This window comes from Vibrio genomosp. F6 (genome assembly GCF_005146325.1).
GTDB lineage: Bacteria > Pseudomonadota > Gammaproteobacteria > Enterobacterales > Vibrionaceae > Vibrio > Vibrio cortegadensis.
Genome location: NZ_SYUT01000031.1, coordinates 81,457 through 105,230, shown reverse-complemented (window position 1 = coordinate 105,230; position 23,774 = coordinate 81,457). Strand labels below are relative to the sequence as shown.

The window sequence follows — 23,774 nt, the reverse complement described above, 5'->3', positions numbered from 1 at the left end:
TTTTCTATTCTTCGGATTGCCAGTTATTTTCGATTTGTTTGATTGATTCATACAAAGCGCGGTTTTTAGGTAGCTCTATGTGGTGTTTAGCGGCTGCTTTGATTAAAAATCCGGTGATGAAGTCAATTTCACTATTGCGCTTATGATGAATATCTTGATGCATGGAAGAGTAATTTTCAGCGGTGGCATTGATCACGTTATATATTGTATTGAGTAATGATTTTTCATCCGCTTGGATATGGTTTGCTTTCATTACTTGAACCAGCTCAGTGACTATCTCTTGTATCTCGATTTGAAATTGAGGCTGTGCAAGTGCGCCATTTTTACATTGATGAAGGGCTGTTAAAGGGTTAATCGCACAGTTGATAGCAAGTTTATTCCAAAGAGCTGTGTTGATATCTGAGTTCCAAACCGCACTTGGCAGAGCATGGTTGAATACATCCGCGAGAAAGGAGCACTGTTGTCCTAGATCGTTATATGCCCCAATTTGAGTTTGGCCTTTCCCAGTATACAACACACATTGGGCATAAGGTTTTAGTGCGCCGTGAGTGGTGGTGGCAAGTACGATCGGAAAGTGGCTTATTTGAGAATTTAAGTCATCAACCGCCCCCATACCATTGTGCATAAAAAGCAGTATCGTTTTGGAATCGATCTTGTCTAATAGAGGGAGTAGGGCACTTTCAACTTGCCAAGATTTTACCGTAATAAGTAATATATCTGTCTGCTGAAGGCGTTGAGCATCGTTATTGTGAAATGATATCTCTGGGAGGTTATCAAGCTTAATTGGTAGGTGTTTGCTCGTACTACGACTACAAAGCGAAACATTATGGCCAGCTTGATGAAGTTTACATGCCCAAAGGGAACCAACGGCTCCGGGGCCTACAATAGTGATATTCAAAGAAGTGTCCTAGCTGAATGGTATAGGACGATGATAAGTGGGCTACTTTAGAAAGCAATAAAAAATGGCGCTCAAGAGCGCCATTTTGGAAAATTACTTCAAGTTAAATTAGAACTTGTAAGTTACTGCTACGTAGTGGCCAACACCTGAAGATTCATTTACGTCACCCCAAGGAAGAGTCTTGCCATCTTCAAAACCGTATACATCTTTGTATAGTTTTAGACCGTAGCCGACTGCAAACTGGTCAGAGTGCCAGTAAATACCATTGAACATTGCGCCGCCAGCACTTGTGCGGTGAGCGTCTTTATCATCCATACCGAATTGGTAATCGATGTAACCTTGGTAAGAGATGAATGAACCATTCTCTAGGAAGTAGAAAGGTTTGAACCAGTTAGTAGAGATTTGGTAACCGTTCCAATCTTTTTCATTGCCATCGTAGAAGCCGTATAGGTTTAGACCAATTTTACCAAGCCATGGAACCATAACGTCAGAACCTAGACCAATTTTGTGGTTCTTAAGGAAGCCATCCCATTCGTTTAACGTTGCAACGTAAAGTTCTTGTACAGGACCGAAAGATAGATCTTTACCCGTTAGGCCATCGATAGACATACGAGGTGCAAACTTCATGAAGATTTTATCTTTACCTGCTTTATCACTGCTTTCTGAATCAGCTAGGTTAAATACATCAACGTAACCGTAAAGATCAAAAATACCATTGCGGCCGCCAAATTCCATCTCTAGGTAATCATGGCTAGATTCTGAACCTACACCTTTTTCATCGAATGCACCCATAAGGTTGAATTGCATCCATTTGTAATCATTTTTATGAGTATCGCCGTCAGAGTAATCTGCAGCCATAACAGGAGCAGTTGTTGCTGCTGCCATTAAACCAAGAGCTAGAAGTGATTTGCGCATAAGGGGACTCTCTATGTTTGCATTTAATTGATGGATACGATCTAAGCCGTATTCCTGATGGCGAGAATAATAGCGGCAAAATTTTTAATTGGTAGTGACGAAAGGCGGAAAAACAAACAAATATGGTGATCATGATCACGCTGTAAAACTCTTTTGCGGAACTAAATTTAAATTACATTTTGTTGCATTATTTGTGTGATTTAAGTCGTTACATTTTACGTGGGGAAGTGAGCTTACATATTCTGTTTCTTTATTTGTGTGAGATATGTCGCAATCGAAAAAACAACAAAAACAGTGAATGTCTGAAAAAATGTGAGGTTATGAAAAACACAAAAGAGGCATATAAGCCTCCTTTGTCGGTGAACTAAATAATTGTGTTCAGCTTCACTTTACTTATCAGAGCTCTCATTTAGGTTTCGCTGTTGGGCTTGATGAAGTAGATCCGTGAAGTAATGGCGCAGTCTGTAAAGCATGAATAAGCTTGGAAGAACCATCAGGGCCGTGATTATAAAGAAAGTTGACCAGTCATTAAGGTAATCGACCAATTCACCACTGAATGACGCCAGAGTGGTTCTGCCAAAATTGCCGAGGGAGGCGAGCAGGGCATATTGAGTCGCCGAAAAAGCTTGTCCTGTTAATACCGTTAAGAAAGAGACAAAGGCAATCGTTGAGAAGGCGGTGGTAAAGTTATCTACGATGATTGTCGCTAAGAACAGGTTCTCACTTGGCCCTACATTTGCTATCCAAGCAAACATCAAATTACTCGCTGCCATAGCAATGCCGCCGATCATCAAACCACGAACGATACCAAACCTGACATTAAATAAGCTGCCAATAAAGGTAAATAGTAGAGTCACGCCCCAACCGATAAGTTTAGAGTAGTAACCGATTTGCTCATTACTAAAGCCCACCTCTTTATAGAAAGTGATCGACATGCGCCCAAGGAAAGCTTCTCCGATTTTAAAAAGGAAAACAAACAGCAATAGCGTGATCGCAACTTGCACGCCATTACGCTTAAAGAAATCATAAAATGGTTCGATTACGGTAACGCTGATCCAAGCGATCAATTTAGAACCGACCACTTTATTGTGGCGAGCTTCTGCTTGGTGCTGTAGTTGTTCACGTTTGGTGTTCGGCTCATCAGCTAAAAGAGTGAAGACCATTAGCACAGCTACAATAATAGCCATACCGTAATAGACGCCATTCCAGCCAATTGAGTCTGCATTGATAAAGGCTAAATACCCAGGAAGCGAGTAACCTGTCGACCAACCCATTACCGCCATAGCAGAGGCTTGAGGAAGTTTACTTGATTCAGATTTAGGGAAAGTATCGATACGAAAGGCATCAATCGCAATATCTTGAGTCGATGAGGCGATAGCAATGCCAAGAGCCAGCATTGAGGTGAACATTAAATCATTAGCGGGATTGACTCCTGCTATAAATAGAGTGCAAATGAGGATGGCTGATTGACACAGGAAAATCCAGCTACGGCGTTGACCTAACACAGAATGCAGAATAGGCAGCTTTACTCGATCGACTAGAGGGGCCCATAAAAAATTAATGGCATAAACCGCAAAGACAGAACCAAAGTACCCAATAGCGGCCCGGGTTAAGCCTGCATCTTTTAACCAACCGGACATATTTGAGCCGATCAATACCCAAGGAAAGCCGCTTGAACAACCAAGCATGAATACCCAAAGTAAGCGTTTGTCTAAAAAGCTGCGGAAGGTGTCCATCCAAGAAGGGGAGGAAGTTGAAGGCATAAAACCAATCCTTGTTGATTCTTCTAAGCTGAATGAATAATGCCTAGAATGAGATTCTAGGCATTAGATGATCAAACACGAGACATGAAGAAGTATTAATCGTTAATAAGTGTCGCTTTAGTGATAATGATGGGTTCTACAGGAACATCTTTCATACCACGTAGGCTGTGAGTGGGTTTATTCGCCATACTCTGTACAACATCAAAACCTTTCGTGACTTTACCAAATACAGCATAACCTGGTGGGCGTTGGCCATAATCTAAAAAGTTATTGTTACCAAAGTTGATGAAAAATTGGCGAGTGGCAGAGTTAGGATCGTTCGTTCTTGCCATTGCAATGGTCGCTTGGTTGTTTTGTAAACCATTAGACGCTTCATTACTTATTGGAGAATAAGTTGGAAGACGTTGCATATCTTTATCAAAACCGCCACCTTGAGCCATGAAACCAGGGATAACTCGATGGAATTGGCTGCCCACATAGCTACCGTCATTTACGTATTTAATGAAATTTCCGACACTGATGGGTGCCTTTTCTTCATTTAATGAGACAGTAAAAGAGCCTAATGTGGTTTCAAATACGACTTGAGGACTTGCCCAAGAGACGCCACTAACCAGTAGCAAAGCGGATAAAAGTAGGCGATTCATTAGAAGCGTTCCTTCATGTAGGTTTGTAGCTCTTGGTCGTTAGCGATTTCAGCTAATACCAAATTGATCACATCGTTTAAAACCATCTCGACGTCTTCATTTGACGCGCTTAACGTTCCAGTGCGTTGCGCTGTACCATTGTAAGTTCTCACTAGTTTTCCTTTCGGAGTTTCAGCGGTAACTTCTAATGTAACTTTACCTTCCATTTCATTTTCCATTACTGAATGTTGCACAGTAATCAGAGCTTCTTGGATTTCCAAGGTAATTGAGTTCTCGCTTGCGACAGTGACATTGAAACCTTGAGATGAGAATTGATCAGCAAGAACGTTCTCTAAAGATATTCTCATATTCTGCTTCGCATGAATTGGCAGAATGTTTGAGCGGCCATTATTGAGTAGAGCAACGTACTGAGCGGCGCGAACATCTTTACTGGTTAGTGTTAATGTTTTGCCTTTAACAATGTCATTTTGGCTCAAGGTAGCTTTGGGAGCCAGATTAATCTGTTCTTGCTGTGGTGCTGCACAGGCTGTCAATAGAGCCATTGAAGCGACTAAAATCAATTTTTTCATTACTATTTCCTTGTCAAATACATCATCGGTGGCGCGAGAGTTACCGATATATACTATAAATTCAGTTATTTGTTAAAGTTAGCAGGCTCTCTAGTGGCTTGTAAAACTTCAAACTTATTATTGAGTTCAAGAGTTTCAACATTCGCCTCACCAAATAATCTAGCCAGCTTTACATCGTATCCGAGGTGACGGTTTCCAATAACAATTAATTTGCCTCCATTGCTAAGAACATGCTTCGCATCACAGAACATCTGCCACGCGATATGATCGGTGATGGCTTGCTGCTGATGGAATGGAGGATTACACAATACGAGATAGGTGCTGTTTTTCTTGAATCCATCTAAACAGTTATTGGCGATGAACTGAACTTGGCGATCTGGACCTAAATTGTCTAAAAGGTTTTGTTTTGCTGAATCTATCGCCATAAAGCTTTCATCAATACAAGTAATTCGAGCTTCTGGGTTAAGTTGACCAGCTTTAACAGAAAGCACGCCATTACCACAGCCTAAATCAATAATATGACGTAACTCAGGATCTTGAGGAATGTGATCGAGCAAACAACGAGCGCCAAGGTCTAGACCTTCACCTGAATAAACATTCGGTAAATTCTTCAAGTGGATATCTTCATCATCCACGTCCCACTCAGTGATCGGGTTGACGTCTAAAACGGGTTCGCAATCAGGCGTCGAAAATACAAGGCGATGCTTCTTTTTTGCCAAAGAGGTGGTGGTAGTTCCTAAGTATTTTTCAAACAGATCTAACGTTGAAGTATGGATCTCTTTTACTTTATTCACACCAATGACAGGGCAGCCCTTAGGAAGCGCTTTTCTTAGCTGGTTAAGTTGCCATACAAGATGACGATTACTTTTTGGTAATTGAAACAAAACCAAATCGATAAACTCAGGGATCTCGTCCATACAGTTCAAAAAAGTGATTCGTCCACATTGATTGCGTTGTAAATTTTTTAATGTGCCTGAATGAGATACATAAGAGTCGCTCATCATTGTGACTTGATGTTTCTCTGAGAACCAACAAGATAACGCGCCAAAATTATCATTGAGTATCAAGATATGCTTACCAGGTTCCAGTTTCATATCTTCCACATGATTGATGAGATACTCATCTCCGGCATCCCACGCCTGTAATGTTTCATTTGATCGCTTTGGAAAACGATTCAGGGTCAGGGTGCGGTCATGAAGGGTCAGTTCAGTTTTCATAGTTTATTGGCGCTTACATTGGAGGATTAACGAAACTATTGTCGCAAAACCTTGTTAAACAAGATACAAAAACATCGAATCTCATGGCTTGAAGTTAGAAAATAACTCGGCCATGAAAACCCTACAGACATAATTTGAGCCAAAGTTTATACTTAAAACATGAATGAATAAATTCTGTTGGAATACTAAGGAAGAGCAATGATCCAAGAAGTGATAGAGTCGAAACTACATAATACTTTTAAGCCAGAGTATTTGAATGTGATAAACGAAAGCTACATGCATAACGTTCCCCCTGGTTCTGAGAGTCACTTTAAAGTGATTGTGGTCAGTAACGAGTTCGAAGGCAAGAGACTCATTGCTCGACATAGGCTCATTAATGTTGCATTAGCTGACGAGTTGAAAAATAACATTCATGCGCTTTCAATCCACACATACACGGAATCAGAATGGAGAATCGAAAGAGATGGCGTGCCTGATAGCCCGATGTGTATGGGGGGAGATAAATAATCGGTTTTTATAAATAGGTTTTGCTCTTTATATATGCTGTGTTGATAAGAAGAAAATTAACAGTGTTTCAACATGTGAGAAATGTAATGGATTTAAAGTAAAATATTTCCATTTATGAATATTGGTATACCTCTAAAGTATAATGCGGTGAGTAATTGTGCGACACATCAAAGTTATCAATATTCGCAAGCCTATATACAGCAATTCCTCGTAAATAAAATGTCTATTCAAGCGGTTGGTCATGGCATCCCATTCTAAAAAGATGCTAAACTACTGCACCTAATAAATAGCAATTACTGATTGTAATTGTCTTTTTAAGAGAATGTTGCGATCTTGGTGCGTCATTATACCAAGGCCGGACACTTAAATGTCGTGTCTAAATGTTACGCAATTAAAGAATCTTTTTCCCGATAAAGTAGTGCAAGCGCGTATGATTACAATAAAGAAGGGCTTGGATCTTCCTATTGCAGGAACTCCATCCCAGGTGATTAATGATGGTAAGTCCATCAATAAAGTCGCCTTGCTTGGCGAAGAGTACGTTGGTATGCGTCCTACGATGCATGCTCGCGTTGGTGATGAAGTAAAAAAAGGTCAAATTCTTTTTGAAGATAAGAAGAATTTGGGCGTTAAATTTACTTCTCCAGCAAGCGGTAAAGTTATCGAAATTAATCGTGGTGCTAAACGTGTACTTCAATCTGTTGTTATTGAAGTTGCAGGTAATGAGCAAATTACGTTTGATAGCTTTGAAGCTAGCCAATTAGCTAAACTTGACCGTCAAGCGGTTAAAGCTCAGTTAATTGAGTCTGGTTCATGGACCGCTCTGCGAACTCGTCCGTTCAGCAAGGTTCCAGCCATTGAGTCTACAACTCAGGCCATTTTCGTTACTGCTATGGATACCAATCCACTCGCAGCAGAGCCTGAATTGATTATTAATGAACAGTCTGATGCATTTATTGCCGGTCTGGACATTCTATCGACTCTAACTGATGGCAAGGTGTACGTTTGTAAAAAAGGTACAAGCCTTCCTCGTTCGGCTCAACCAAACATCGAAGAACACGTTTTTGATGGCCCTCACCCAGCAGGTCTTGCTGGTACGCACATGCATTACCTATATCCGGTAAATGCTGAAAATGTTGCGTGGAGCATTAACTATCAGGACGTTATCGCTTTCGGTAAGCTTTTCCTTACCGGTGAAATCTACACAGATCGTGTTGTTTCTCTTGCGGGTCCAGTGGTAAATAACCCTCGTCTTGTTCGTACTCAGCTTGGTGCTAGCCTTGATGAGTTAACAGATAATGAGTTAATTCCTGGCGAAGTTCGTGTTATTTCAGGTTCTGTTCTGAATGGTGTTCATGCTACCGGCCCTCATGCTTTCCTTGGCCGTTACCATCAGCAAGTGTCTGTTCTTCGTGAAGGTCGCGAGAAAGAGCTATTCGGTTGGGCTATGCCTGGTAAGAATAAGTTCTCTGTTACTCGCTCATTCCTTGGTCACTTATTCAATGGTCAGTTGTTTAATATGACAACGACAACGAATGGTAGTGATCGTGCAATGGTTCCAATTGGTAATTACGAAAAAGTAATGCCACTTGATATGGAACCTACATTGCTTCTTCGTGATCTATGTGCTGGTGACATCGATAGCGCACAGAGCCTTGGTGCTCTTGAATTAGATGAAGATGATTTGGCATTGTGCACCTTTGTATGTCCAGGTAAGTACGAATATGGTCAATTACTTCGTGAATGCCTAGACAAGATTGAGAAGGAAGGATAATTCCATGCTTAAGAAGTTTCTTGAAGACATCGAGCATCATTTTGAACCTGGTGGCAAACATGAAAAATGGTTTGCACTGTATGAAGCAACGGCAACGTTGTTCTACACGCCTGGTACAGTAACAAAACGTAGCTCGCATGTTCGTGATAGCGTTGATTTAAAACGTATCATGATTATGGTTTGGTTAGCCGTATTCCCAGCAATGTTCTGGGGTATGTATAACGCTGGTGGTCAAGCGATCGCTGCGCTAACACATATGTACTCTGGTGCTGAATTAGTATCAGTAGTTGCAGGTAACTGGCATTACTGGTTAACAGAAATGCTTGGCGGTTCCATCTCTGCGGATGCAGGTTGGGGCAGTAAAATGCTACTGGGTTCGACTTACTTCCTACCAATTTACGCTACTGTCTTTTTAGTGGGCGGATTTTGGGAAGTGTTGTTCTGTATGGTGCGTAAACATGAAGTTAACGAAGGTTTCTTTGTTACCTCTATTTTATTCGCACTGATTGTTCCACCGACGCTTCCTCTATGGCAAGCAGCACTAGGTATTACCTTTGGTGTTGTCGTAGCTAAAGAGATCTTTGGTGGTACTGGTCGTAACTTCCTAAACCCTGCGCTTGCTGGCCGTGCGTTCCTATTCTTTGCATACCCTGCACAGATTTCTGGTGACGTAGTATGGACGGCTGCGGATGGTTTCTCTGGCGCAACTGCTCTTAGCCAATGGGCTCAAGGTGGTAGCGGTGAACTAATGAATATCGTGACAGGTGAAGCAATCACTTGGATGGATGCATTCGTTGGTAACATTCCAGGCTCTATTGGTGAAGTGTCCACACTAGCTCTTATGCTTGGTGCTGCAATGATTGTTTACATGGGCATTGCTTCATGGCGCATCATTGTCGGCGTAATGCTAGGTATGATCGCGGTTTCAACACTATTTAACCTAGTAGGTTCAGATACTAACGCAATGTTTAGCATGCCTTGGCACTGGCACCTAGTTCTTGGTGGTTTTGCATTCGGTATGTTCTTCATGGCAACCGACCCTGTATCAGCATCATTTACTGATAAAGGTAAGTTAGCTTACGGTATCCTTATCGGCGCAATGTGTGTGATGATTCGTGTTGTTAACCCAGCATACCCAGAAGGTATGATGCTGGCGATTCTATTCGCTAACCTATTTGCTCCTCTGTTCGACCACATTGTGATCGAGAAGAATATCAAACGGAGACTAGCTCGCTATGGCAAGTAATAACGATAGCATTAAAAAGACGCTGTTTGTTGTTATCGCATTGAGCCTAGTGTGCTCAATCATCGTATCAACAGCAGCTGTTAGCCTGCGTGATAAGCAGAAAGCAAATGCAGTGCTAGATAAGCAAAGTAAGATTGTTGAAGTTGCAGGTCTTGATACTGAAGGTAAGAAGATCCCTGATCTTTTCGCTCAGTACATCGAACCTCGTCTGGTTGACTTTTCTACTGGTGAGTTTGTTGACGGCGATGCTGCAACTTACGACCAGCGTAAAGCGGCTAAAGATAAGAACTTATCGATCAAACTGACTGCTGAACAAGATAAAGCGAAAATCATCCGCCGCGCTAACGAAGGTCTTGTATACCTAGTTAAAGATGGCAGTGCTGTATCAAAAGTTATCATTCCGGTTCACGGTAGTGGTCTTTGGTCGATGATGTACGCATTTGTTGCAGTAGAAACCGATGGTAACACTGTTGCGGGTATTACTTACTACGAACAGGGTGAAACTCCTGGACTTGGTGGTGAAGTAGAAAACCCAAGATGGCGTGCTCAATTCGTGGGTAAGAAACTGTTTGATGAGAACCATAAACCAGCGATTAAAGTGGTTAAAGGTGGCGCTCCTCAAGGTTCTGAACACGGCGTTGATGGCCTATCTGGCGCAACCTTAACGGGTAACGGTGTTCAAGGTACTTTTGACTTCTGGTTAGGTGATGAAGGCTTTGGTCCTTTCCTAGCTAAAGTGCGTGATGGAGGTTTGAACTAATGGCTAGTGCAAACGATATTAAAAAGAGCATTTTAGCGCCAGTGTTGGATAACAACCCTATCGCGTTACAAGTTCTTGGTGTGTGTTCTGCTCTTGCGGTAACCACTAAATTAGAAACTGCCTTTGTAATGACGCTTGCTGTAACTTTTGTAACAGCACTGTCTAACTTCTTTGTTTCTTCAATTCGCAACCATATTCCTGGTAGTGTGCGTATTATCGTTCAAATGGCGATCATTGCATCTCTAGTAATCGTGGTAGACCAAGTACTTAAAGCTTACTTATACGATATTTCTAAGCAGCTTTCTGTATTCGTTGGTTTGATCATTACGAACTGTATCGTAATGGGTCGTGCGGAAGCATTTGCAATGAAATCAGCGCCAATTCCTTCTCTTATTGATGGTATTGGTAATGGCTTAGGCTACGGTTTCGTTCTGATTACTGTTGGATTCTTCCGCGAACTATTCGGTTCAGGTAAGTTGTTCGGCATGGAGGTTCTACCTCTAATCAGTGAAGGTGGGTGGTATCAACCAAACGGTATGATGCTACTCGCACCATCGGCGTTCTTCTTAATCGGTTTCATGATCTGGGCTATCCGTATCATTCGACCTGAACAAGTAGAAGCGAAGGAGTAAGGTAAAAATGGAACATTATATTAGTTTACTCGTTAAATCGATCTTCATTGAAAATATGGCGCTCTCTTTCTTCCTAGGTATGTGTACATTCCTAGCGGTTTCAAAGAAAGTGAAAACCTCTTTTGGTCTTGGTATTGCCGTTGTTGTTGTATTGACGATTGCTGTTCCTGTAAACAACTTGGTTTACACATTTGTACTAAAAGAGAATGCGCTGCTTGATGGCGTGGATTTAAGCTTCCTTAACTTCATTACCTTCATTGGTGTAATTGCAGCTCTAGTACAAATCCTTGAGATGGTACTGGATCGCTTTTTCCCACCTTTGTACAACGCACTTGGTATCTTCCTTCCGCTGATCACAGTTAACTGTGCGATCTTTGGTGGTGTATCTTTCATGGTTCAACGTGATTATAACTTCGTTGAGTCTGTGGTATACGGCTTTGGTTCTGGTGTGGGTTGGATGTTAGCTATCGTGGCACTTGCTGGTATTCGTGAGAAGATGAAATATTCAGATGTACCTCCAGGCCTTCGTGGTCTAGGTATCACTTTCATCACAGTAGGTTTGATGGCGTTAGGCTTCATGTCTTTCTCTGGTGTTCAACTGTAAGTCGGGTAAACCGCACAATATTTAAGGAATAGTTGATGGATATTATTCTTGGAGTAGTGATGTTTACTCTGATTGTACTTGTTCTAGTATTAGTGATTTTATTTGCTAAATCTAAGCTTGTACCGTCAGGTGACGTGACTATCTCAGTAAACGGTGACCCAGAGAAAGCATTTAAAACTTCTCCAGGTGACAAACTACTTAACGCAATGGCGGGTAGTGGTATTTTCGTTTCTTCTGCTTGTGGTGGCGGTGGCTCTTGTGGTCAGTGTCGTGTAAAAGTTAAATCTGGCGGTGGCGATATTCTACCAACAGAACTTAGCCACATCAGCAAAGGTGAAGCTCGTGAAGGCGAACGTCTAGCGTGTCAGGTAGCCGTTAAAACTGACATGGAAATCGAACTTCCAGAAGAAATCTTTGGTGTTAAAAAATGGGAATGTACTGTTATCTCTAATGATAACGAAGCAACCTTCATCAAAGAACTTGCTCTTGCGATCCCTGAAGGTGAAGAAGTTCCGTTTAAAGCTGGTGGTTACATCCAGATTGAAGCTGAACCGCATCACATCAAATACGCTGATTTCGATATTCCAGAAGAGTATCGTGGTGACTGGGATAAGTTTAACTTGTTCCGTTATGAGTCAATCGTTACTGAGCCTTCGATTCGTGCTTACTCTATGGCGTCATACCCAGAAGAGAAAGGCATTATCAAGCTTAACGTACGTATTGCGACTCCGCCGCCAAATAACCCAGACGTGCCACCAGGCGTGATGTCATCTTACATCTGGTCACTGAAAGAAGGTGATAAGTGTACGATTTCTGGTCCATTTGGTGAGTTCTTCGCAAAAGAAACTGACAATGAGATGGTCTTCATTGGTGGTGGTGCTGGTATGGCTCCAATGCGTTCTCATATCTTCGACCAACTTAAGCGTCTTAACTCTACTCGTAAGATGTCTTACTGGTACGGTGCGCGTTCTAAACGTGAAATGTTCTACATTGAAGATTTTGACGGCCTAGCGGCTGCGAATGAAAACTTCGTATGGCATTGTGCACTTTCAGACCCTCAGCCAGAAGATAACTGGGATGGTTACACAGGCTTTATTCACAACGTACTTTATGAAAACTATTTGAAAGATCATGAAGCACCAGAAGATTGTGAATATTACATGTGTGGTCCACCAATGATGAATGCTGCTGTAATCGGCATGCTGAAAGATCTTGGTGTTGAAGATGAAAACATCTTGCTTGATGACTTTGGTGGTTAATCTACCTAAGTGATTGAATCTATGGCTGACTCTTTGGAGTCAGCCATTTGTTTTTTAGAATTAGATTATTCATTTATAGCTATTCATTGATTCCCTTTTTTGGTGAGTACCTATAAATCAGTTATTTATACTCAAGGAGTTGCTAGTGAAATTCAGTATTATTCACCTAGCTAAAAATATTAAATTTTGGTTTGTGACACTTATCTCGATTACAACTATTGTTGCTTGTACGCAACCTCGTGAACAGGTGCATTTAAGTGGTCCTACGATGGGGACAAGCTACAATGTTAAGTACATAACACTTGAGAACACACCTAAAGCTGAAGCGCTTCAAGTTGAAATTGATCGCTTACTCGAAGAAGTTAATGATCAGATGTCGACGTATCGAAAAGACTCTGAGCTAAGCCGTTTTAACCAGTATCAAGGTTTAGATGCATTCGAAGTATCAAAGCAAACGGCATTGGTTGTGAAAGAAGCGATACGTTTGAACGGTCTTACATTAGGTGCATTAGATGTAACCGTTGGGCCTTTAGTGAATTTATGGGGCTTTGGTCCTGAAGCAAGACCGGAAGTTGTTCCAACTGATGAAGAGCTTAAAGCCCGTCAGGCGAATGTTGGTATTGAGCACCTGACAGCAACGAATTCGTCGCTAACTAAGGATATCCCTAACCTGTATGTTGATTTATCGACGATTGCAAAAGGGTGGGGGGTTGATGTTGTTGCTGATTACCTTGAGTCTCAAGGAATTCTTGATTACATGGTTGAAGTCGGTGGTGAAATTCGTCTGAAAGGGAAAAACCGAGAAGATATAGGCTGGCGCATCGCGATTGAAAAACCAAGCGTTGATGAGCGTACCATTCAAGAAATTATTGAACCGGGTGATATGGCGGTTGCGACATCTGGTGATTACAGAATTTATTTTGAGAGAGACGGCATTCGTTACTCCCATATTATTAACCCAGAAACGGGTAAGCCAATTCGTCATAAAGTTGTCTCTGTGACCGTCTTGGATCCTTCGTCTATGACAGCTGATGGTTTGGCGACAGGCTTAATGGTATTGGGTGAAGAGAAAGGCATGGAAGTCGCAAATCAGAAAAACATACCTGTATTTATGGTTGTGAAAACAGAAGACGGATTTGAAGAGATCGCTTCTGAAGCATTCAAACCATTTATGAAGAAATATAAATAAGAGCGAGCGATAAAATGAATACATTTTTGATTACATTCGGAGCGTTTCTAGCTTTTGTTGTGGCGATGTCGGTTGGTTACATCGTACAGAAAAAAGTAGTGAAAGGAAGCTGTGGCGGTCTTGGTGCTGTAGGTATCGATAAGGTATGTAATTGTCCTGAACCTTGTGATGCACGTAAGAAGCGTGAAGCAAGAGAAGCGATGCGAGAAGAGAAACTTGCCGCTCGAAATGAGCAGCTTGCCGCATGGGAAAAAGACCGAATCGCTTAAGCATAACGCACAGAACAACATGATATTTTTCAAAACCCAAAACAGTCCGTTTTGGGTTTTATTTTATCTGATGAGTACCTCTATCATTCATACACAATCCTGTTTCTTCCCTCATTTTTGGCTTGATAAAGTCGATCATCGGCTTGGGTTATCTGCTCATCTAAGCTTGCTGGGGTGTTAGATGTACCGACACTAATGGTGATGGATATTGGTTCGCCATTATGATTGATCTCGGTCTTCTCTATTCGTTTTCTCATTCTTTCCAATTGTTGGATGAATTCGTTAAATGGTGAGCATGATTGAATACAAAACTCTTCACCACCAAAGCGGGCAACCACGTCATCTTTAAAGTAAATGTTCAGTATATGGCTTAGAGTGACTAAAACGCTGTCACCACCATCATGACCATAGGTGTCGTTTACCTTTTTGAAATGGTCAATATCAATCATCGCAATATTGCGCTTATTACAACCATCACAAACTTGATTAAACAGGTAGCGTCGATTCCATAACCCTGTGAGCGCATCCTGATTGGCCATTTTGTACAATTTGTCAGTGGCTTCTTTCATGTCTAAAAGGTGGTGAACTCGACAGAAGAACTCCTCTTGATTAAATGGTTTGTATAAAAAGTCGTTCGCTCCCGCCTTAAGAAAACGCGCGGTCATTGCTCTGTCATCACTACCTGACAATCCTAAAATGGCAAGTTGATTTCTATCATAGGTAATACGGATGTCACGAGTCATCTGGATGCCATCTTTTTCGGGCATATCGTGATCGGTAATAATTAGAGTGACATCAGGGTGCAGCTGGAGAAGAGAGAGCGCCTGATCGCCATTTTCAGCTTCAATGGTCTGAATGTATTGATGCTCTAAAAGCTGCACTACATGGCGTCGGACCGTTGGCGAATCATCAACAACGAGGGCTTTATGGTTTCGGTTATTAATCAGTCGTTGAACTAAAATGAGTAAATAGGCTATGGATGCTTGGCTATCTTTAAAAATGTAGTCAAGCGCCCCTCTAGAGAGTATTTGCTCACGAGCATTTTCTTGAATCATAGCGGTTAGCACAATGACTCGGTGGCCAAAACTTAGCACGAGATCAATGATTTCACCGTCTTGACCATCGGGTAAGCAGTAATCGAGCACGGTACATAAAAAATCAGACTCTGAATTTAAAATTATTCTCGCTTGTTCGACAGACTCCGCCAGTACCACCTCGCAACCTATTTGAGTGAGTTGCTGATGTAAATAGCTACGAAACGCTCGACTGTCTTCAACGACTAGTATTTTATTACTCAATCAAATGTCCCTATCGTTCAGTATTGATTCAAATTGTACAGACTCACGTCTATCATAAAAAATGACATTTTTATAAATCATTGGTGAATTTATGTTTAATTACTACTTTATCATTAATATTGAGGGGGAAACGCCATAATTACCAATTTACCAATGAATAATTATACTGGTATTATATACAGTTCGATAGTTGGGGGATGTAGTGATGACCGCAATAGATAAAATTAGGAAAATAATCCACGTTGATATGGATTGTTTTTTTGCTGCTGTGGAGGTTCGAGATAACCCCGAATATAGAAATCGACCTTTAGCGGTTGGAGGGCATGAAAAACAGCGTGGCGTGCTGAGTACCTGCAATTACGAAGCTCGAAAATTTGGAATTCGTTCCGCAATGCCCACGGGCCAAGCATTAAAACTATGTCCGCACCTACTTGTTGTACCTGGAAGAATGCAGGTTTATAAAGAGGTCTCCACGCATATTCGAGAGATCTTTTCCCGTTATACCAATTTAATTGAGCCTTTATCGCTGGATGAAGCATATCTTGATGTGACGGAGTCAACCTTATGCCAAGGCTCTGCGACCTTGATTGCACAATCGATTCGCAACGATATTTGGCAAGAGCTTAATTTAACTGCTTCTGCTGGTGTCGCTCCAATTAAGTTTCTCGCGAAAGTCGCTTCGGATATGAATAAGCCTAACGGGCAGTTTGTTATTCCTCCAGATCAAGTGCAAGCAGTTGTCGATAAGTTGCCATTGGAAAAAATCCCAGGAGTGGGAAAAGTTAGCTTAGAAAAACTAAATCAGGCAGGCTTCTATACTTGTGAAGATATTAAGAATAGTGATTACCGTGAATTACTGCTTAAGTTTGGGCGTCAAGGTGCTTCTCTTTGGAAGCGTAGCCATGGTATTGATGACAGAGAAATCGTGGTTGAGCGAGAACGAAAATCCGTCGGCGTTGAAAGGACGTTCAGCCAAAATATCTCTAGTTACGAGCAATGTTGGCAAGTGATTGAAGGGCAGCTTTTTCCGGAATTAGACCGAAGATTAGGCAAGGCAACGGCTGATAAAGCGATCATCAAACAAGGTATTAAGTTGAAGTTTGCTGATTTTCAACAGACTACGATTGAGCATATACATCATCAACTAGAGCTGGATGACTTCAAAGGCTTGCTACGAGATATATTACAGCGTCAAAAAGGACGAGAGATCCGTTTACTTGGCTTAAACGTCATGCTTAAACCTGAAGCCCAAATGAAACAACTCAGTTTTTTTAACTAGCATTTAAATCGCATTTGGGCATAGGTTGCTATGCCAGAGCCAGAGCCAGAGCCAGAGCCAGAGCCAGAGCCAGAGCCAGAGCATAAGACTAAGAAGAACTTGATACTAAGAAGAGCTTTGATGCTTGATCACCAACTGTCTAACCTCATCAAAAGGCATTAGCTCAAGTTTACCGAAACCTTCCATTTTGCCTGCTTTTAATTTTGTGGAAAGTGGCGTAGTGATCCCACACAGAAAACGCGTAATGGCCTCATTGGTCAGCGGGTCGGAGCTTGCGGCTAAAAGGGTGGTTATCCAAGAACCAAGCTGGCTGACATTAGCCTCTCCGAGATACGTGCTTGGCAGTTTTGCTTGATTGCCTCGACAAACAGAGCAATGCCCACATTTGGTCGGTGCATGATGATCCGCAAAGTAGTTCGCTAACTTGTGACTTAAGCATTCTGACTCTTCAAAAAAGTTAACCATCGCTTTAATTCGTTTTATCTCATTATGCTCTTTTTGATGAAAAAGCTGATAAAGGTGTTCAGTTAACTCATCGATTGGTGTTTGAGTGTTGGTGATTTGGAATACATCAGTGATCTGCTTGCTTTCAAGCTCAATCCATCCTTGCTCATTGAAGTAATCAATCGCGGCTATCACACGCTGCCTATCTGCCTGATAATTCATCCATAATGCTTCAAAGTCTAAAGTGCACCATGTTTTGGCCTTTGGTGCGCACTGGAAAATGGCATGCACAAAATGTTGCCGCTCGCCCTGAAAGTGGGAGATGATTTGTTGTTGGGTTTGGATAAACTTGAATTTATACTCTGCAAAGTAGCTGTATTTAGGTTCGATAACCCCCGCGAGTTCTAAGTAGACTAATAGCGTTTTGAGTGGTAATTGGCGAATGTTGGAATCTCGAGATAATCGATTGAGCATGATTTCCCAAGGTTTTTGCTGTGCGTAGATTTGCTCCACCACATACCGAATCGACGCTTTATCTGGAGTGTCTCCATAGACAAAATTCTCAAGCACATTCAGGCCATTTGCGTTCGCCAACAAGGTACAAACCGAATCTTGTCCATCTCGGCCAGCTCGTCCAATTTCCTGAGAGTAGTTCTCAATTGATTTAGGTAAATCAAAATGAATGACGCGGCGAATATTGGCTTTATCTACTCCCATCCCAAACGCTATGGTTGCCACAATACAGTTTATTTTACCTTGCATGAATTGCTGCTGAATGAATTCTCGCTGTTCAGTTTTAAGACCAGCATGGTACGCGTGAGCCGAGATGCCTGCATGTTGTAAGGTTTTGGCGACCTGTTCTGCTGAGTGCTGCAACGTGACATATACGATGGTAGGTTCATCTGGTGTAGGAGCGATGATATCAATCAAACTGTCGGTTTTATGCTCTTCAACACACGGTGAAATAGCCAGGTCGAGATTAGAGCGATAAAAACCCGTGATTGTAATGTGCTCTTTTTGAATGGCAAACTTACTCTGCATATCTTCAATAACATTAGGTGTCGCCGTCGCTGTTAAAAGCAAAACTTGCGGGATTTTTAATGCCTGTTGATATTGCGGAAGCTTTAAATAATCGGGTCTGAAATTGTGGCCCCACTCAGAGATACAGTGTGCTTCATCCACCACTAGCAGAGACATTGGTATTTGAGAGATAAAATGTCTGAATCGTTCGTTTTTCAATCTTTCGACTGAAATCATTAAGATCTTAATTTCGCCATTGCGTACCGCTTGCATCACTTGCTGAGTCTGTTCTCTCTCTTGACTCGAATCAATAGAAGCCGCAGCAATGCCTTTAGAGTGCAGAAATTGTAATTGATCTTTCATTAGGGCCAACAGAGGAGAGATCACCAAAGTTAAGTGCGGGAGCTCGATTGCTGGAAGTTGATAGCAAAGAGACTTCCCTGATCCAGTAGGAAAGATAGCTGCGGCAGAGTGTCCTTCAAGAACATGATGAATAACATCCGATTGTCCCTTTCTTAGGCTATCAAATCCAAAATACTGTTTTAGCGTCTGTTCAACCATCAATCGGTCTCCTTTTTTGCTGGCGCTCTATGGTACTTAATTCTATCCTTGAACGTCTAATGAAAAGAGTTGTAAATAGAATGAATAAATACGATCTACAGCAAATCATTTTGCAACGTTTAGAAATGAACCATCAAGTTGCCGTTGATGCGACTCAACGTGCGATTGATGCAGCGACAGATGAAGAGACAGTACCTGAGCATAAATACGACACTTTAGCATTGGAGGCGTCTTATTTGGCTCATGGGCAAGCTTTACGAGTACAAGAGTGTGAAGATGATATTCGGACTTTTCGGGAGCTTGTATTACGAGAGTTTGATGACAAGAGTGCGATTGGTATGAGCGCTTTAGTTCAGCTAATTGATGAAGACGATCAGGCCCGTTGGTTTTTCATTGGGCCAACGTCTGGAGGGTTGATAGTTGAGTGCCAAGGCAATCGGGTGGCGGTATTGACGCCTCATGCCCCATTAGGTGCGCTGCTTAATAAGAAGCAAGTAGGGGATGAAATAGAGCTGACGATAGGCTCAAAAAGTGTCAGTTACGAAATCGCACAGGTTTCTTGACCCAATTTTTACTTACTATTTGTTAATGTCTGATACCGTTAATGAATAGGTTTAATGTTTATGAGGTGCGTATGAAATCAGTAATTGGCGTAATGGCCTTAACTCTCAGTTCAAGTGTTTATGCGGTGCAGTGTAATGTTGATATTGAGAATGAGGTGCACCTCAATGGCTCAGATTTAGAGATATATAAAGATGGTACTCCGAAAGTTCTGATCAATGATGATAATCACCTTTATATCCACGGAGAAAAAATTCAGCTTGATGATAAGCAACAGCAAGCGATTGAAGCGTACCGTGAGAAAATGAATGCTTATCTACCTCGTGCAAAAGATATTGCCAATGATGGACTGAACCTAGCGAATGACATTATTGATGATGTTTCAGTGAGCTTTGATAACTCGGAGTCGTTCAATAAAGTTAAGACGGCTTTAGAGGCATTTTTTGCTGACGTAGAAGCTCGCTATTACCAAGGTGATGAGTTCGTTTTACAGAAAGATGCGTTTGACTCCTTTATTCAAAATTGGCAAAAAGATTTTGATAAAGCTCAAGAGGTATTTAATAGCGAATTCTTTACCAGCGCCTTTGATGCGATGTCTGAGAAAATGAAACAAGATGGTGGCATCAATTTTACTGAACTGGCGAATAAGATGGCGGAATTAAAAGAGAAATTAGCGGCTAAAGTGACAGAGCAGTCGAAAGTTATAGAGAAAGAAGCGCAGATTTATTGTGAGTCTCTTGATGAAGTAGCAGAACAAGAGCAAGAGTTGCATGAGAAGATTCCTGAATTGAAGAACTATCAAGTGTTTACTATTTAACATCAGCTTCTTTATTAATAAAAAGCACCCCATGGTGCTTTTTTTGTATGAGCTAATTGCCTGCCTTCCAAGTCTATTTTAGCTTTCATACTCTTTAAGTACTCCCAACTGTAAAAATACTTTTACATACCGATATAATATTAAATCCCAAACTTGTTTAAATTATGAACGTTCTTGTTTGAGCCAAAAGGCTATTTGCAATAACGTACTAGCACGCTAGTTTGCAAGTATTTTTTTTAGGTAGGAAGCATGATAGAAAACAGATCCTCATCACAACCCCGTGAGCACTTTGGCTCTCGCCTTGGCTTTATTCTGGCCGCCGCTGGTGCAGCTGTTGGTTTAGGCAATATTTGGGGGTTTCCTACTCAAGCGGCAAGTAATGGTGGCGGTGCATTTTTGCTCGTCTATTTAGTGATGATCTTGGTTGTCGCACTTCCTATGCTGATTGTTGAAATGGCGATTGGTCGTCACGGACAAGCCAATCCTGTTGATAGTATGCGCTCACTAACTTCAAACCCATTGGGTAAGAATGTCGGTGGATTTATTGGCTGGATTGGCTTAAGCGTGCCTAGTGCTGTTTTAGCTTTTTACAGTATTGTTGGTGGTTGGTTGATTTGCTTCTTGTTGGGCGCGTTAACTGAACTGGCGGGGCTTGAAGCTGCAACGGCATGGTTTAAAGGTTTTAGCGTTGAGCGAAATCTGTTCGGTACGATTGTCTTTTATGTTCTTACTATCTTGATCGTACAGGGTGGCGTTAAACAAGGGATCGAAAAGTGGTCGACACGATTAATGCCCGCTCTGTTTATCTTGTTTGGCGTCCTATTTATTTACATCATGATGCAAGATGGAGCGATGCAGGGTTTAGAGCATTACCTGATTCCCGATTTCGATAAGATTTGGGACAAGAAGCTCATATTGGCCGCCATGGGACAAGGATTCTTCTCGCTGACGATTGGTGGCTGTTCGATGCTGATTTATGGTTCTTACCTGAGTAAGAAAGAGAACCTACCAAAAATGGCGATGAACGTGACTCTAGTCGATACTGCTGTCGCTTTCATTGCGGGTCTGGTTGTTATGCCTGCAATGTTTGTGGCAATGCAAAAAGGCGTTCAAATCTACGCTGAAGATGGCTCTTTGCTTAGTTCAGATACACTAGTCTTTACTGTTTTACCTCTTATGTTTGATAGTTTAGGCATTTTAGGTCAACTGTTCGCGGTTGTCTTTTTCCTTCTGCTGACTATTGCGGCATTAACATCATCTATCTCAATGTTAGAGTGCCCTGTAGCGCTAGTGAGTGAACGTTTCAACACTCGCCGTACACCGACGAGCTGGATCCTTGGCGGGTTGATTGCTCTGTTTAGTGTGGTCATCGTTTATAATTTTGGTGCGCTATTTGGTTTAGTCGCAACTGTGGCGACGCAATACTTACAACCCAGTGCCGCATTACTCTTCTGCCTCTTTGGTGGTTGGGTATGGAGCCGACAATCTAAGATTAAAGAGCTAGAGCAAGGTTGCCCTGATTTTCAGCTAGGCTTATTCGGTAAAATTTGGCCAATGTATGTGAAGTTTGTGTGCCCCATTTTAGTTGCAACCGTTATTTGGGCCTCTTTTTAAGCGACTTTTAGCGATATAAAACAGAGCCAGTGGATGATGTATTCTTTACTGGCTTCTGTTTATACATCTCTTTATCGGCATAGTTGACTAAGTCTTGGCTATTATTTGCGTGATCAGGGTAGATCGCATAACCCATACTTGCTTCGATAGTACAGCTTCCGGTTTTATACGCTATTGGCTGGGAAATGCTCTCTTTGAGCGCATCAATGAGGTTAATGACGGGGTCAGTATCTTCGATGTCATTGAGTATCACAATAAATTCATCGCCACCTAATCGCGCCACAATATCGGACTTTCGTAAGTTCCTTTGAATCCGAGAAGCCACCGATTGTAATACGATATCCCCGACATAATGGCCGAGTTGATCGTTAACCTGTTTAAATTTATCTAAATCAATGAATATCACAGCGATCTTTTGATGATGCCTCTGAGCTAAAGCAATGGACTGTTTTAGGTAGTCTTCCATTAAATAGCGATTTGGAAGACCTGTGAGCTTATCGTGCCCAGCATGGTACTCTGCTTTGGCGATAGCATTGTAAGCGTCGCCTAATTTATTGCCCATTTCAACGACATGGTTTGCTAGGTTATCAAGCTCAGCAAACTTCATCCTTGGTTTCTGCTGCTGATAATTTCCTTGGCCAATACTTTGAACGAGTTTAAGAATGCTGTTTAGTTCAGATACGGACGATTCGCCGATACGAGCGGAGCGGTGAGTGATATAGAAGAAGAAAATAAGATAGAAGAAAAATAGCCCCGCCACCATTAGCCAACCAATGTTTGCCAAATTTTGTTTGATGTCGAAATAGCGACGTTCAATCTGTTTGGATGGCGCAAGAAACACTAACTTCCAATCCGTTCCTGGTACTTGAGCCCAACTCATTATCATTGGGTTGTTTAAAGTGATTAAGGTGGATCCTTGAGGAGTCGAAAGTAATGTAGAGATATACTCTTGGGTTTTTGGGTGTGTTTTTAAATTAAAGCGACTGGGCTTAAATTGGTCCTGATCGATGTGCTGAGTATATTGGTGAGAAGTGAGTTCTTTCAGTGCAAAATCTTTTTCAGCTCTTTCTGGCATTGCGATTATCGATCCATTTTGATCAATAATCATTGCGTAGCCTAACCAACCAATTTGGATATTTAGCATTTCTTTTATTATCGACCTCAAGGTGATATCAACCCCGACAACCGCTTCTAATTTGTCTGGTTCTGCTGTGGAGTAAACAGGGGCTATGGAGGAAATCATCCACCCAGAGCCAGCGGGATCTAAGTAAGCATCTGTCCAAACCGCTTCTCTTTTGGGGTTATGTTTTAAATCTGCCAGGTAGTAAAAGTTAAAATCAATCAAGTCGATTTCGCTTGAGAATGTCGTCAAGGTGTTTATATATGGATAAAGCCGATTGTATGAGTCATAAGTATTGATATACACCTGCTGGATTAGGTCGTTCGAGCCATGAATGGACTTCATTAGTGGGTCGAGGGTGGCGGTCACAGCGACTTTTTCTTTCTGCTCTTTATCTATGGTATTAATCGCGCTGTAGTAAACGGAAGAACCGCCATTATTGTGTGTCGTGTGGTACACACCATCAGGTGATAACGCTAAATTGTCGGCGTATATCTTTGTTGCATCATCACTATTGAGAACCCAACTTGTTTGAGAGGCAAAGATTTTTGTGGCAGCTTGAATGGACGTTAACTGGTGGTCGATTCTTTTCGCCGCTTTTAACGTATGGATTTGAATACTATCGTAAGCGGCATCGATTGCGAGCTGAATAGATTGATCATTACTAATGGTCACGCTAAGCCAGTAAATACAGAGAAAGGTCACTTCAACAAATAGAAAGGGGATTATCGCCGCACGTATGAAGGAACGCCGGACTGTTTTTGGTATTGTTGTGAGCTTTTCTTTAACAGACATATATGCCTTAACTTAGTAAGTC

The 23,774-nt window shown here is 41.7% G+C and carries 22 protein-coding genes; 13 read left to right on the top strand and 9 right to left on the bottom strand.

Annotated features, from left to right (window positions below; translation table 11 throughout):
• Positions 1–4: 4 nt before the first annotated feature.
• The 6 genes from panE to FCV43_RS13640 form a co-directional block, all read right to left on the bottom strand.
• Entirely contained in the window at positions 5–898 is an 894-nt protein-coding gene (panE, locus tag FCV43_RS13665) for a 2-dehydropantoate 2-reductase (protein WP_136995500.1), read from the bottom strand.
• 108 nt (positions 899–1,006) lie between these two features.
• Entirely contained in the window at positions 1,007–1,813 is an 807-nt protein-coding gene (locus FCV43_RS13660) for an outer membrane protein OmpK (RefSeq protein WP_136995499.1), read from the bottom strand.
• Between the two features lie 389 nt (positions 1,814–2,202).
• Positions 2,203–3,576 carry an AmpG family muropeptide MFS transporter gene (locus FCV43_RS13655; protein ID WP_136995498.1) on the bottom strand — a complete coding sequence of 458 codons (1,374 nt, stop codon included), beginning with the start codon at positions 3,574–3,576 and terminating at the stop codon, positions 2,203–2,205.
• 95 nt (positions 3,577–3,671) lie between these two features.
• Positions 3,672–4,220, bottom strand: coding sequence for a peptidylprolyl isomerase (locus tag FCV43_RS13650; protein WP_136995497.1), 549 nt, complete (start codon positions 4,218–4,220; stop codon positions 3,672–3,674).
• On the bottom strand, positions 4,220–4,789 hold the full coding sequence (locus tag FCV43_RS13645; protein ID WP_017054018.1) for a YajG family lipoprotein: 570 nt from the start codon (positions 4,787–4,789) through the stop codon (positions 4,220–4,222). Before FCV43_RS13645 ends, FCV43_RS13650 begins: the two co-directional genes overlap by 1 nt.
• Positions 4,790–4,854: 65 nt before the next feature.
• Positions 4,855–6,006 (bottom strand): methyltransferase, encoded by a 1,152-nt coding sequence (locus tag FCV43_RS13640; RefSeq protein ID WP_136995496.1) that lies wholly within the window; start codon positions 6,004–6,006, stop codon positions 4,855–4,857.
• A 198-nt stretch (positions 6,007–6,204) separates the two neighbouring features.
• Here FCV43_RS13640 and bolA point away from each other — a divergent pair, with 198 nt between their 5' ends.
• The 9 genes from bolA to nqrM all read left to right on the top strand — a co-directional run bounded on the left by bolA (position 6,205) and on the right by nqrM (position 14,243).
• On the top strand, positions 6,205–6,513 hold the full coding sequence (gene bolA, locus FCV43_RS13635) for a transcriptional regulator BolA (protein ID WP_017054016.1): 309 nt from the start codon (positions 6,205–6,207) through the stop codon (positions 6,511–6,513).
• A gap of 430 nt (positions 6,514–6,943) precedes the next feature.
• Complete coding sequence (locus FCV43_RS13630) at positions 6,944–8,284, top strand: Na(+)-translocating NADH-quinone reductase subunit A (RefSeq protein ID WP_113799068.1); 1,341 nt, start codon at positions 6,944–6,946, stop codon at positions 8,282–8,284.
• Positions 8,285–8,288: 4 nt separating this feature from the next.
• Positions 8,289–9,530 (top strand): NADH:ubiquinone reductase (Na(+)-transporting) subunit B, encoded by a 1,242-nt coding sequence (locus tag FCV43_RS13625; RefSeq protein ID WP_017054014.1) that lies wholly within the window; start codon positions 8,289–8,291, stop codon positions 9,528–9,530.
• On the top strand, positions 9,520–10,290 hold the full coding sequence (locus tag FCV43_RS13620; RefSeq protein ID WP_017054013.1) for a Na(+)-translocating NADH-quinone reductase subunit C: 771 nt from the start codon (positions 9,520–9,522) through the stop codon (positions 10,288–10,290). Before FCV43_RS13625 ends, FCV43_RS13620 begins: the two co-directional genes overlap by 11 nt.
• Positions 10,290–10,922 carry an NADH:ubiquinone reductase (Na(+)-transporting) subunit D gene (locus FCV43_RS13615; RefSeq protein WP_017054012.1) on the top strand — a complete coding sequence of 211 codons (633 nt, stop codon included), beginning with the start codon at positions 10,290–10,292 and terminating at the stop codon, positions 10,920–10,922. Before FCV43_RS13620 ends, FCV43_RS13615 begins: the two co-directional genes overlap by 1 nt.
• A 7-nt stretch (positions 10,923–10,929) precedes the next feature.
• On the top strand, positions 10,930–11,526 hold the full coding sequence (gene nqrE / locus FCV43_RS13610; RefSeq protein WP_017054011.1) for an NADH:ubiquinone reductase (Na(+)-transporting) subunit E: 597 nt from the start codon (positions 10,930–10,932) through the stop codon (positions 11,524–11,526).
• Between the two features lie 35 nt (positions 11,527–11,561).
• Positions 11,562–12,785, top strand: a complete 1,224-nt coding sequence (gene nqrF / locus FCV43_RS13605) for an NADH:ubiquinone reductase (Na(+)-transporting) subunit F (RefSeq protein WP_017054010.1) — start codon at positions 11,562–11,564, stop codon at positions 12,783–12,785.
• A gap of 178 nt (positions 12,786–12,963) precedes the next feature.
• The gene (locus FCV43_RS13600) at positions 12,964–13,974 is read left to right on the top strand and encodes an FAD:protein FMN transferase (protein ID WP_136995592.1); all 1,011 of its coding nucleotides are present in this window, start codon (positions 12,964–12,966) and stop codon (positions 13,972–13,974) included.
• 14 nt (positions 13,975–13,988) lie between these two features.
• A complete protein-coding gene (gene nqrM / locus FCV43_RS13595; protein ID WP_017054008.1) occupies positions 13,989–14,243 on the top strand; it encodes a (Na+)-NQR maturation NqrM in 255 nt (84 codons plus the stop codon).
• An 83-nt stretch (positions 14,244–14,326) separates the two neighbouring features.
• On the opposite strand, the gene FCV43_RS13590 is transcribed toward nqrM, so the two are convergent.
• A complete protein-coding gene (locus tag FCV43_RS13590) occupies positions 14,327–15,541 on the bottom strand; it encodes a diguanylate cyclase (protein ID WP_136995495.1) in 1,215 nt (404 codons plus the stop codon).
• A gap of 205 nt (positions 15,542–15,746) precedes the next feature.
• On the opposite strand from FCV43_RS13590, the gene dinB reads away from it, so the two are divergent.
• Entirely contained in the window at positions 15,747–16,820 is a 1,074-nt protein-coding gene (dinB, locus tag FCV43_RS13585; RefSeq protein WP_136995591.1) for a DNA polymerase IV, read from the top strand.
• Positions 16,821–16,925: 105 nt separating this feature from the next.
• Here dinB and FCV43_RS13580 read toward each other — a convergent pair whose 3' ends face one another.
• On the bottom strand, positions 16,926–18,845 hold the full coding sequence (locus tag FCV43_RS13580; RefSeq protein ID WP_136995494.1) for a RecQ family ATP-dependent DNA helicase: 1,920 nt from the start codon (positions 18,843–18,845) through the stop codon (positions 16,926–16,928).
• Positions 18,846–18,925: 80 nt separating this feature from the next.
• Between FCV43_RS13580 and FCV43_RS13575 the strand changes: the two genes are divergently transcribed.
• The 3 genes from FCV43_RS13575 (at position 18,926) to FCV43_RS13565 (ending at position 21,837) form a co-directional block, all read left to right on the top strand.
• Entirely contained in the window at positions 18,926–19,408 is a 483-nt protein-coding gene (locus FCV43_RS13575) for a GreA/GreB family elongation factor (RefSeq protein WP_136995493.1), read from the top strand.
• Positions 19,409–19,479: 71 nt separating this feature from the next.
• Positions 19,480–20,223 (top strand): YggN family protein, encoded by a 744-nt coding sequence (locus tag FCV43_RS13570; protein ID WP_136995492.1) that lies wholly within the window; start codon positions 19,480–19,482, stop codon positions 20,221–20,223.
• A 249-nt stretch (positions 20,224–20,472) separates the two neighbouring features.
• Complete coding sequence (locus tag FCV43_RS13565) at positions 20,473–21,837, top strand: sodium-dependent transporter (RefSeq protein WP_017054002.1); 1,365 nt, start codon at positions 20,473–20,475, stop codon at positions 21,835–21,837.
• Positions 21,838–21,844: 7 nt separating this feature from the next.
• Here FCV43_RS13565 and FCV43_RS13560 read toward each other — a convergent pair whose 3' ends face one another.
• Positions 21,845–23,632: a diguanylate cyclase domain-containing protein gene (locus tag FCV43_RS13560; protein WP_206380333.1), complete on the bottom strand. Its 1,788-nt coding sequence runs from the start codon at positions 23,630–23,632 to the stop codon at positions 21,845–21,847.
• Positions 23,633–23,774: the final 142 nt, after the last annotated feature.